Raw genomic sequence first — 12197 nt, 5'->3', positions numbered from 1 at the left:
TTTAAATCAACGTCAGACACCATCTAATGGGTATTATTCATCATAGCATTTGAATCAACGTTGACGTCATGGACCATACTATACCGTGAGGTGATATGAATGAATTCCCAAGTTAAAAACAATGAATTGAATTATGTGTCTGTTGAATTGACGGCAGAAGAAGCACTGGCTTTAACAGGTGTTCGTTTTAATGGAAATCCGAAAGTGAAAGCGGCTGCAAGACAAAAAGTTCGCGATGCTTTCGAAAAGACATTTGATTTTTCACACCAAGATAAGGTAGACTATGAACTACTAAAGTAGTTGGACCCCAATTCCAAATAAATCGAAGAGGGAATCTTTGAGATTTGCCCAAAGTGGCAGATCCGAAGATTCCCTTTTCATTGCTCTTTACAATTTGCCAGTTCTTCGGCAAAATAAGTCTGAGACAAGTATGGGACAAACGGAGGAATAAAATGCGTTTACGTGGCAGAAAAGGGATAAGAGAAAATCTGGAGCAGCAAGTTGATCTTGTTGTACTGGACCCCAAGCAACATAAAGGAAAATGGTCTGAACTGTTTGGCAATGATCACCCGATCTTCGTGGAATTTGGTATGGGTAAAGGTCAATTTATCAGCCAAATGAGTTATAAATATCCGGAATTTAATTTCATCGGTATTGATATGTATGATGAACTGGTGCGTCGTGCCAGTGAGAAAGCTCGTAATGCGTGGAGTCAGGCTGATGTGGGGACACCCCCTAACCTGAAGCTTGCGCTGGCAAATATCGAACAGATCGAAGAAGTTTTTGAACCGGAAGAACTGGAGCGCATTTATTTGAACTTCAGTGATCCTTGGCCAAAAGCAAAGCATGCACGTCGTCGGTTGACGCACCCGCGCTTCCTGAAGAAATACACGGAATTGCTTAATCCCAAAGGTCAGATTCATTTCAAAACCGATTCGGAGACGCTGTTTGATTTCTCGCTCAACGCGATTTCCGACTTTGGCCTGCAAATGACCAATATTTCTTTGAATCTGCATCGTGATGGCTTGAATGAAGAACATGTGATGACGGAGTACGAACAGAAATTCATGGGCAAAGGCATGAACATTCACCGCGTTGAAGTGATCGTTGGTGAAGAGGCCTTGCGTGAGTATCAGCAGATACGTCTGGACAAGTATAAAGTTCGTGAAGCTTCGGATGAGTCTGGCGAAGATCAGGATCAGGAATAAAATCGAAATCAAAATTAAATTTATACAAGAAGAGCGTCAGATGAGGTGAATGGTTCATTCTCATAGGTCGCTCTTTTTTGCGTCAACGCTCAATGGACAATGCTCTATAGAACTCATGTCTGGTATGAATTCAAAAGTTCTCTGAATGAAACTCTTTGCGGCGATAATCGTTCGGTGTAACACCGTTGAACTTTTTGAACATGCGGTAGAAGTAGGAACTGTTGGTGAATCCGGTTCTCTCGGCAATATCGGCAACGGAGTTCTCTGTCTCTACCAGCAAATGTTGAGCTTTAGCTATCCGGGTTTCGTTAATCACATCCGTGAGCCCTTTCAGGGTGAGTTGTTTGTAGAGCCTGCTCACATAGATGGGCGACATGCCCAGTTCATCTGCAATCGAAGTTAGACAGAGATTGGGATCGGCATAGTCCCGCTCGATAATGCCATTGATTTTACGAATCAACTCTTCATGCTTCAGTGTGCGTTTCTCCTCGACTTTGGAACCAAGCTCATCGAACATCCGATAGAAGTGTTCATGTACTTCACTGATGTCTTCAGCGTCTTTGACAGGAAGCATTAGACCATCCGAGACTGAATCAAGCGTAAGCTGATTGTTCTTCTTGAGGGTGTTCCGTACATGATTCAGTGTCATTGTCAGATGGGATAATGCTAGCTGGAAGACGGTAAACGGGTATGCGGCTGTCTCGCCGACGATGTCTGCATAGACTTGTTTGGCTTCTCTCGTCTTGCCTGTCATTAGATAATCGACAAGTTGTCTTTCCTTACCTGCCGGGAATGCGTATTCTTTGGTGTGATAAGCCATGATGTCAGCGGTATAGATTAGACAGCCTGGTCCCATGAACAAACGATGCAGTGAGGCTTCGGCTGATCTGGTGTAGGATGCAATACTGTCTTCCAATGAATCTTCTTTCGTGCCGATGGTGCAGGAGATGGAGCATTTTAAATGGGTCATTACAGCAGCCTGCATCATACGTAGCAATTCTTCGATCTGGTTAGGAGCAGGTTGGCCGAGTTCAGGGAGTTCCTCTTTTTCATTGAAGATGAGTGTGATCAGATCGCCACCCATGTCTACCGCTTCCGCATTGTAGTGGAGATCCGCCGTCTCGGTGCATATGTTCATCATGGCGTATTTTACAAGCTGGGTCTCGTCACGATACGTTTCATTGAATTCGGTAAAATGGTCAATGCGCAGCAGCACCAGCCTGGATGCATGTTGAACGTCAATGGAGGAACCATAGAACTTCATTCGTTCTTCCAGCATACCTCCGGTTACTGTTTCACGGCCCTGCAGAGCCCCTCGCAGAAAATCCTGCCGTAACAAATGAAGACTGCCACGTCGCTCCGCTTCCATCACACGCAAACGAACAAGCACCTTATCAATGGGATGATACAGTTTTCGGGACACAAGGTAGGAGAGCAGCAAGCCTGCGATGAGAAGTCCGACACAAAACAGAATGGTATGTGTGCGCATACTCCGTATATCTGAGGTAATTAGATCATACGGTGTTATTCTCACATAACGCCAGCCCAGGTCATCAGGAGCGGTGTACGTAATGAGTGATTTTTCTCCGTCAACCTCCTCCGTAAAGTAAGCGGACTGCTGCATGTCCTGCATGATCGGCTGCATAAATGCTTCGCTGGAGAGGTTTTTCATCAATGCACGGTCGCCAAAGTCAGATAAAAGGTCTCCATTCTCATTCACGATAAAGGTCTTGCCTGGTTGATCGACAGCATTCATATTCGGACTGAGCCAATCATCCTTGATATTAACGATGACAGCATAGTTTAATTTGGCGTTGTCATTGATCGTGTCATAACAGAGATAGGTGTAGCTGTTAACCTCTGTTGCTTCAGTAGAGCCAACCTGATATGTACGCGGGATGGGCACAAAAGGTTTATAGTCATGGAAGCGTTGTAGGATACTTGTAATCCCCTGATCGTCGATCTCCGAGAGGGACTGCTGCCCATTGCGCACGTTGGAACTGATAAAGAATTCATTGCTTTTGGAGTTATAGACATAGATGGATTCGATAAAAGGAAGGGACATACGGTAGTTGTCGAGCTGCTCCATCGCCGATGTGATCTCATAGATATTCGGTTTGGAATAGAGCAGCAATGAAGAGATGGTGTAGTCTTGATAAATCTGATATGACAATGATTTTGCAGTCTCGGTCATTTTGGCCACTTCACGGCTGGTTTGAGTAAGACTGTTCATATCTGTCCGATATACCTGACGAAGAGCAATACGATTATAATTGACGTACAAAATGGCAGAAGCCACAAGCAAGGTCGCAACGGTACTGATAATAATGCCGATCAGAATCCGTGTGAAGACCTTCTGACTGTCTTCTGAACGTTTACGCATTCCCTTTCCCCCTCGGACCTTCTGTTTTGGGTGAACAACGTAGAACTTCATATACATACGCTAGATTTCATATATGGATGAGCAGAAGAGCAAGAGTATCTTGAATTATATATTATGTATGCGTTTACATCAATGCTGGACAGGCTGTTTTGCCTGCTTTCTCTATATAAAGTTCAACTTTCGCTGGATTTTTCACTAGGTTTAGCCTATGCACGATATCAACATTTGTGAACGGATGTGTGAGGATGTCTGTTCATTTCATGGTTCGTTCGTTTTGTTCATAGTTCATTTCGCAGAATCGTTCATTTTCTGACGGGAAGCTTCAGTATCCGTGAGCGGAGCGAGCATCTACAATAAAAAGAGAGCTCCACCACGCAGCACCGCAAGAAATTCGGGAGGGATCGAGCCATGCTCAAAGAATTGAACAAGAACAAAATCATGTTTCTGATGCTGTTGCCCACGCTGATCTTTTTTCTGATTAACTCGTATTTTCCGATGGTCGGCATCTATTATGCGTTTACCCGGTATGATTTTGAAGGAGGATTATTCGGCAGTCCATTTGTCGGTCTGGAGAACTTTAAGTTCCTATGGCAATCCGGAATGCTGCTGAAGCTCACAACCAACACCGTGGGTTACAATCTCGCCTTCATTATATTAGGAAACGGACTGGCGATCTTCTGTGCGATCATGCTTAGCGAAATCCGGGGTAGGTTATTCAAAAAAATTACGCAATCCGTCATGTTCTTGCCGTATTTCATCTCGTTTGTACTATTAAGTGTAATCGCTTACAACATGTTTAACTATGAATCAGGTTTCGTGAACACGGTGCTCAAACGTTTCGAGGCCGGACCGGTCGACATTTATAACACACCCTGGATCTGGGTGTTCCTGATCATCATTTTTTATCTGTGGAAAAATCTTGGATACAGTATGGTCATCTATCTGGCTGCGATAACGGGGATCAGTGACGAGTACTATGAGGCTGCCCGGATCGATGGGGCCAATATTTTTCAGCGAATCTGGTACATCACGGTACCGATGCTGAAGCCAACCTTTGTCATCCTGCTGTTGTTCTCGCTCGGCAGCATTATGAAGGGTCAGTTCGACCTTTTCTATCAACTGATCGGTAATAACGGGGTGCTGTACAACGCGACGGATATCATTGATACGTATGTGTATCGTTCACTGAAAGTAACATTTGATATCGGGATGGCAACAGCTGCCGGTTTGTATCAGTCGTTATTCGGATTTATTTTAATCATGACCGTCAACTATATTATTCGCAAAGTAAATGAGGACTACGCCTTGTTCTAGAACGCCCGCAGGGCAGGAGGGAGAACGATCATGAACACGCCAATGAATACTCACACGCGAACGAATACTCGTCTCAGAGATTCGGAATTCACCTTCATGTTTCAACTGATTGCCTACAGCGTCATCATCATTTTATCGATCATGTGTCTGCTACCGTTTCTACTAATATTATCGGGTTCATTCAGCAGCAACGAGTCCATTGTGAGGGATGGGTATCACCTCTTTCCGACGGACTTTTCCCTGGAAGGCTACAAAATGGTTTTTACATTCCCAACAAAGGTACTCAAGGCTTATGGGGTAACGGTCTTTACAACGGTTGTGGGGACTACGCTTGGACTTTTCCTCATCACGATGGCCGGATTTGTACTCCAGCGTAAGGACTTCAAGTATCGGAATACCTTCTCGTTTTTCATCTACTTCACAACGTTGTTTGGTGGAGGGCTCGTGCCTTGGTACATTATGCTGGCGAACTATTTCAACCTTATGGATACGTACACGGTACTGATTTTCCCGGGGTTGATGACGCCATTTCTCATTATCCTGATGAAAAACTTTATTCGTTCGGCTGTGCCGGATGAGTTGATTGAGTCCGCTAAAATTGATGGAGCGAATGACTTCCGCATCTATTTCAGCATTGTGTTGAAACTGGCGATGCCTGGTATCGCAACCGTAGGTCTATTTCTGGCACTGGGTTACTGGAATGACTGGTTTACTTCATCCCTTTTCATTAACAACCCGGATATGTACCAGCTGCAATTTTATCTCTATAACACGATGAACACGATTACTTTTATTGACCAGATGGCGATTGGCACAGGGATCACGCTCAGTCAGGATGTGCCTACGGAATCAACCAAGATGGCGATGGCTATCGTTGTGACGGGGCCGATTTTGTTCCTTTATCCGTTTGTACAACGTTATTTTGTTAAAGGACTTACGATTGGTGCAGTGAAAGGTTAGAACGTGAACACGCTGTGGGTGTCAGGCCATTGGCATCATCTTCGGTCTGAAGCATGGCGAGTCTGCGCTAACATATAAAGGTTCACCACAAAAAGGGAGGATGCGTATGCGTAACAAAACAATTCGGCACCTGTCTCTGGTACTTGCCCTGATGTTATTCGCCGGGGTGCTTGCCGCATGTAATAACGGTTCGGGGGGATCGACGCAAGGAAGTGAGCAGGGAGGAGCGTCCGAGAGCAAAGGCGAGAAAGTAACGCTTCAATTTTACATGCTTGGGGATGCTCCCAAAGATCTGCCTGTCATTGAATCCGAGATCAACAAGCTGGCTGAGGCTGATCTGAACGTCAATGTGAAATTCAACTACACCTCCTGGACCGACTGGGATCAAAAATATAAACTGCTGCTGTCTTCCGGACAGCCGATCGATCTGATCTTTACAGCGGATTGGACATTCTACCAGTCCTATGCGAAGAAGGGTGCGTTCCTGCCGCTGGATGAAATGCTGCCAACAGCAGCGCCAGCACTGAAGGCTCATGTACCTGAAGATATGTGGAATGCAGTCAAAATCAATGACAAAATCTATACGGTTCCATCGACATGGATTGAGTATGTAACAGAGGGAATTGCGTATCGTGAGGACTTGCGCGAGAAGTACAATCTTCCGAAGCCGGAATCGTTGGAGACGCTCGAAGCGTATCTGGAGGGTATCAAAGCTAACGAACCCAATATGATTCCGATTGCGGATAGCAATGCCAACCATACTCATGGTATCCGTCAATTGACATCAAAGCTGGTTAATACAGCAGGTCAACTCCCATATGGACTGGATATTATGTATGACTCACCATCGACCGTGACGTCCTACTGGGGATCGGCGCAGCATCTGGAAGACCTGAAAACATACAAGCGTTGGATGGACAAAGGCTTCTTCCCGAAAAACGTACTGAATGTAAAGGATACTTCCAACTCGTTGCTGCAAAATGGAAAAGCGGCAGTTGTTCTCTCCGGGGAGAACCCGAACAAATTTAATGCAGATGTAATCAAGGTGCAGTCTACGCATCCAGATTGGAAACTGGCTTATTTCCCATATCCGAATGCGAAAGGGTTTGCACAACCGGTTCACCCGATCCATAACGGATTTGCGATTCCGCGTAGCAGTAAAAACCCGGAAAAAGCATTGGCGTTTTATGAGAAGCTCGTGACAGACAAACGCTACAACTGGTTGACTGAATACGGCGTTGAGGGTAAAAACTTTGAGGTGGATAATGGTTACTACAAAATGGTCGGTGATGCACAAACGAACGGCTTCCCGCGTGAAGGCATGAATGGCTGGGCATGGCGTAATCCGGAATTCATGCTCTATGATAAAACCTTTGATGATGTACTGACCATGTTTGAAGATCTCGACAAAATCAAAAAGCCGGATATTTTCACCGGATTTGCTGAAGACTGGACTCCGTACCAAGCCGAGAAGGCTGCATTAGAGCAAGTGGAAAAACAATATTTGTATCCACTTAATGTGGGATTGGTAGCAGACGTGGAGGCTGGATTGAACACATTCATGGAGAAGGCTAAGCAAGCAGGATTGGAAAAAATTCAGGCAGAGTATACCAAGCAGTGGCAGGAGTACTTGAAGTCAGCGGGCATCCAATAGTTTGTACTTTCCTTCATACAGAAAAGGTGCCTTCAGATCCGAAGGCACCTTTTCAATGTGGTTGCAGGCTTGTTTGAAGCCGTTGGTTAGAGGCTTGATTGGACGAAACCTGCGGGAAGCATCTTCCCGTTTGAGATAAAATCATAAACGAGCCTCTTCTGCGGATGAAGGACGAACGTCTTCCAGAAGATCGATAATACTTTGAGCGCTCTCCATCGGATGAACCTTCGCGATTTCCGCCAGATGGCGTTTGCGTTTACGTACGACATCCGGGTAGTGATGCAGCAGTTTGTTCATCCATTTGACCACTACGTCGAGCGAAGTTATGGGTTCTCCCAAACCTCTTGCGGTAAAATAATGGACGTTTTCTTCTTCCTGACCGGGGATGGGATTGTGAAACAACATTGGAATTCCTTTGGCCAAGCCTTCGCTGCAAGTCATTCCCCCAGGTTTGGTGATCAACAGGTCTGATACTTCCATCAATTTGTCGATTTCGTTTGTGTACCCGATAATATGAATGTTTTCTTTGCGATACATGGAGTTCTGCTCCATGCTGATCCGCGCTTTATCATTGCGACCGAGACAAAAAATGATTTGAATGTCTTCGTGCCAGCGAGTGAGCAACGGATGGACCAATTTGTCACTTAACATTCCCCAACCGCCTCCCATGACCAGTACAGTGGGCATGTTCTTGAGGTTGAATCTGCTTCGGATCTCATCTCGTCCTGGATGCTCCCAGAAGTTTGGATGCACAGGAATGCCTGTGACTCGAATTTTGTCTATTGGTACGCCACGCAGCATTAGTTTGGACTTAACCTCATCTGAAGAAACCAGATAAAGATCTACTTCACGGTTAATCCATGTCCCATGTGCATCATAGTCGGTGATGACTGTGCATAGGGGAACCTGCACACCCAGACGTTTCAGTCTGGATATGACAGCACTTGGGATCGGATGGGTACAGACGATCACATTGGGACGTAACTGACGCACGACGCTGCGTGTATGGGTATAGAACAGTTTATGCAGCGCCAGTGTTGTCAGCCGGTTCAATGATTTTTTATATTGATGTCTGTACACATATCCGACGAGTTTGGGTTGGTTGGTAACCGTTTTTTTGTACGCCGTTATAATAAGAGGTGCAACCTTGGGATTTAAAAAACTCCCAAGTTCAAGCACTTTCGTCTGCACGTCTGGCGACAGCTTTCGCAAAGTGCTGGACAGTGCATAGGCGGCTTGAGTATGACCCGTACCAAAGCCTTCAGATAATAGTAATACTCTTTTTTTCTCCACGCTTGCTTCACCTGTTCCTGCTAGGTTTTTCTGAGTCTAACATATCGGCTTTAAGACCAGAATGCAACTGTTGCAAGTGCGACTAAAGTACCTATTGTGGCACCTGCCAGAACATCGGAAGGATAGTGTAATCCCAGATAAATTCGAGAGAATCCGACAATAAGAGCCACAGGCAACAATATTAGCAATAAGATTGGATCAGTGGTCATAAATGGAACCGTGACCGAAAAAATGGCAGTCGTGTGTCCTGAGGGAAACGAGTGGTCCGTCAGGGGGTTACGGAACGTGATGGTATCCGGCAAGGCCAGATAAGGCCGAATGCGGGGATACAATTTTTTCGCGATGGCTACAGGAATGTGGCTGACCGCAAGAGCGATGCAAGCCTGAAGTCCTGTTGTGCTCCATGGAGCTGGAGCGAGCAGCCAGATTAACAAGGATACTGCAATAGAAGAAGTTGCTCCACCCAGATGGGTGAAATAATACAGCCAAAAATTCATAAAACGATTATGAAGTCGGCCGTTGATCCACATAAAAACATTTCGATCATAATCTTGAAACTTTAAGAATAAACGGCTCATATTGGCCTCCTGCCAGTCAGGCCGCCCGTAATGGCGGCAGTATTTCCGGTGATTTTTCTGCATCCGGTTTCGTCCTGATTAGTATATAACCGTTTTTCGAGAACTTGAGGTTATTTCAGGTATATGTTTATCATATTTTTAAATGTTGTCCTTTTCAAGAAGAACACATGTAAAGAACGTAAAATTCATGTTAAAGAGTGGATATATACCCATCTTAACTTTTTGACTTGGGTCAGCCAAAAAAGATACAATGATTCAACATGGCTGAAATGAGGTAAAAAAAATGTGAGTTTTGGTTTAAACTTTTTGAGGTCTGGTTGCGTTATTTGTTATAGAGCCTCTGACGAAGAATAACATGCTGATGAAAAAAGCAGGGACTTTAGAAATAAAAATCAAGTAAAAGGCTGAAAATAAGATATAACAGGCATGAATGCGAGGTTGTGGTATCACGAAGTGTCTATTCAGCGTTTAAAGATCACATTTCTGCTTCAGAAAGTGGAATTGGGGTTTTGACAAATGACTGAAAAGAATACAGAATCGATAAAGCAGCCAACTGATAGCAACCAAGCTTTGAAACATTGCCTGATATATTCACGTAGTACACAAAAGAACAGGGTCATATTCTGCAGATTACAAAAAAAAAAATTGCAGAATCAGGAAGAGAAATGCTTAAGTAAACTGGGTTTTGAAAAAAAGGGGGTAACAGAGAACGATGTTGGACGCTATATTCGTCACGATGCAGGTCATTCTGGCACTGCTAGCCGTGTACCAATTCACGTTTTCGCTGTTCGGTCTGATTAAGAAAAAGAAAAAGAAACATTATCCGGCGACAAAATCATTCGCTGTACTCGTCGCAGCACACAATGAGGAACAGGTCATTGGTGCTTTGATGGAGAACTTGAAACAACTTGATTATCCGGAAGATCTGTATGATGTGTTCGTCATCTGTGACAACTGTACGGATGGTACGGCTCAAATTGTCAGAGAACATGGGTTGAATGCCTGCGTACGTACCAATGCCGATCTGAGAGGTAAAGGGTATGCCATCGAATGGATGCTTAAATACCTGTGGAAATTGCCACGTCAGTATGACGCAGTTGTCATGTTTGACGCGGATAACCTGGTTGACCGTAACTTCTTGCTTGAGATGAATGATGACTTGAACAATGGTTCGCGTGTTATCCAAGGATACATTGATACGAAAAATCCGGAGGATTCCTGGATTACTGCAGCATACGGTGTATCTTACTGGTACATCAACCGTCTGTGGCAGTTGTCTCGTCATAACTTGAATATGGCGAACTTCCTCGGAGGCACCGGAATGTGCTTTGAAACCAACCTGTTGAAGGAAATTGGCTGGGGCGCAACAAGTCTGGTTGAGGATCTGGAGTTTACGATGCGCAGTGTGCAACGTAATGTGTATCCTGTTTTCAACTATGACGCCAAAGTATTTGATGAGAAACCATTAACGTTCAAAGCTTCAGCGCGACAACGTCTGCGCTGGATGCAAGGCCACTTTACAGTTGCGCGTAGATACTTCTTCCCACTGCTCTGGCAGTCCATTAAGGAAAGAAGCTTGGTGAAATTCGACCTTGCTATCTATGGAGCCAATGTCTATGTTGTATTGCTTACATTCCTGATGACTGCTGCGATGTGGGTAGACATGGCGATATTCAAAGGTCCGCATATTGCGAATATTTATGGATACTTCCCGTTATGGGTCGGATTCGTGGCCATTGGTCTGAATATTCTGACGTTCCTGTTGTCCATGGCGCTGGAGAAAGTTACCTTTGCCAAAGTGTATCTATACCTGATTTTGTTCCCGATTTACCTGCTGTCATGGTACCCGATCACGTTCTACGCTTTCTTTACGCAGAACAACAAACAGTGGAGCCACACGCAACACACTCGTGTTGTTCGGCTGGATGAGGTACAGAGCAAACAAGGGTAAGGAACATGCAAGCATGCTTTGTCGGCATCTGATATAAACAAATGTATAATTTTCGAAAATGAAGTTATAAAGATGTTGACAATGCATTTCGTGGGTGTTATAGTATTCAAGTGCTTTAAAACGGCTTTGAAACGAATAGCAATGGAATCACAAGTAGAAGTCCGACTTCTCACCTGATCAACACTATGTTGGCTGGTCAACGATCCCAATAATTTATGAAGTGTATACTCATGAAGAATTGTGTTGATTACAGGGATGTCGGTAGCTTGACCGGCATCCCTTTTATTTTTGTGTAACAGGATATTCAAAATGACCTGGAGGTGGACGGTTATTAGTAAAGATCACATGATTAATGATGAGATTCGGGCGAAGGAAGTACGCCTTGTCGGAGCTGAAGGAGAACAAATTGGGATTACGCCCATTCGCGAAGCACTGCAAATGGCGATTGACCTGAATTTGGATCTGGTCAATGTGGCACCACAGGCTAAACCGCCGGTGTGTCGCATTATGGACTATGGCAAATTCCGCTATGAGCAACAAAAGAAAGAAAAAGAAGCCCGTAAGAACCAGAAAATTGTTGACATTAAAGAAGTATGGTTCCGTTCCAATATTGAGGAGCACGATTATCAAACGAAGCTTCGTAATGTAGTTAAGTTTTTGAACGAAGGCGACAAAGTGAAATGTTCTGTTCGTTACCGCGGACGTGAAATTGCACATGCCGCGATTGGTCAACGGATTTTGGAGCGCGTGAAGGTAGAAGTTGCAGAACTTTGTACTATTGAACGTCAACCGAAATTGGAAGGCCGCAGTATGATCATGATTTTGGCTCCTAAAGCCTGATAACATTGGAGGAGGA

General features: G+C 44.6%; 10 protein-coding genes. 7 read left to right on the top strand and 3 right to left on the bottom strand.

The genetic code is table 11. From position 1 onward, the window contains the following. Positions 1–99 precede the first annotated feature (99 nt). On the top strand, positions 100–300 hold the full coding sequence (locus tag HF638_RS03380; protein ID WP_169478878.1) for a hypothetical protein: 201 nt from the start codon (positions 100–102) through the stop codon (positions 298–300). Positions 301–452: 152 nt separating this feature from the next. Next, a complete protein-coding gene (gene trmB, locus HF638_RS03375; protein WP_169478877.1) occupies positions 453–1208 on the top strand; it encodes a tRNA (guanosine(46)-N7)-methyltransferase TrmB in 756 nt (251 codons plus the stop codon). A gap of 130 nt (positions 1209–1338) precedes the next feature. Here the strand turns inward: trmB and HF638_RS03370 are convergent, their stop codons facing one another. Further along, positions 1339–3591: an AraC family transcriptional regulator gene (locus HF638_RS03370; RefSeq protein WP_169478876.1), complete on the bottom strand. Its 2253-nt coding sequence runs from the start codon at positions 3589–3591 to the stop codon at positions 1339–1341. A 408-nt stretch (positions 3592–3999) separates the two neighbouring features. Between HF638_RS03370 and HF638_RS03365 the strand changes: the two genes are divergently transcribed. The 3 genes from HF638_RS03365 to HF638_RS03355 all read left to right on the top strand — a co-directional run bounded on the left by HF638_RS03365 (position 4000) and on the right by HF638_RS03355 (position 7519). Further along, a complete protein-coding gene (locus tag HF638_RS03365) occupies positions 4000–4905 on the top strand; it encodes an ABC transporter permease (protein ID WP_017689672.1) in 906 nt (301 codons plus the stop codon). A 96-nt stretch (positions 4906–5001) separates the two neighbouring features. Further along, positions 5002–5865: a carbohydrate ABC transporter permease gene (locus tag HF638_RS03360; RefSeq protein ID WP_427432444.1), complete on the top strand. Its 864-nt coding sequence runs from the start codon at positions 5002–5004 to the stop codon at positions 5863–5865. 100 nt (positions 5866–5965) lie between these two features. Further along, positions 5966–7519: an ABC transporter substrate-binding protein gene (locus HF638_RS03355; protein WP_481856123.1), complete on the top strand. Its 1554-nt coding sequence runs from the start codon at positions 5966–5968 to the stop codon at positions 7517–7519. Between the two features lie 141 nt (positions 7520–7660). On the opposite strand, the gene HF638_RS03350 is transcribed toward HF638_RS03355, so the two are convergent. Together HF638_RS03350 and HF638_RS03345 are read right to left on the bottom strand one after the other, a co-directional pair. Next, positions 7661–8812: an MGDG synthase family glycosyltransferase gene (locus HF638_RS03350; protein WP_169478873.1), complete on the bottom strand. Its 1152-nt coding sequence runs from the start codon at positions 8810–8812 to the stop codon at positions 7661–7663. A gap of 50 nt (positions 8813–8862) precedes the next feature. After that, positions 8863–9390, bottom strand: a complete 528-nt coding sequence (locus HF638_RS03345) for a phosphatase PAP2 family protein (RefSeq protein ID WP_169478872.1) — start codon at positions 9388–9390, stop codon at positions 8863–8865. Positions 9391–10102: 712 nt separating this feature from the next. On the opposite strand from HF638_RS03345, the gene HF638_RS03340 reads away from it, so the two are divergent. Both HF638_RS03340 and infC read left to right on the top strand, forming a co-directional pair. Further along, a complete protein-coding gene (locus tag HF638_RS03340; RefSeq protein ID WP_169478871.1) occupies positions 10103–11341 on the top strand; it encodes a glycosyltransferase family 2 protein in 1239 nt (412 codons plus the stop codon). 345 nt (positions 11342–11686) lie between these two features. Then, positions 11687–12181 carry a translation initiation factor IF-3 gene (gene infC, locus HF638_RS03335; protein ID WP_062833422.1) on the top strand — a complete coding sequence of 165 codons (495 nt, stop codon included), beginning with the start codon at positions 11687–11689 and terminating at the stop codon, positions 12179–12181. Positions 12182–12197 lie beyond the last annotated feature (16 nt).

Origin of the sequence: Paenibacillus sp. SZ31 (assembly GCF_012912005.1) — a bacterium.
In the GTDB taxonomy this organism is placed as follows: Bacteria; Bacillota; Bacilli; order Paenibacillales; family Paenibacillaceae; genus Paenibacillus.
Note: the sequence above shows the minus strand (reverse complement) of the source record. Positions and strands in the feature narration are given on the sequence as shown.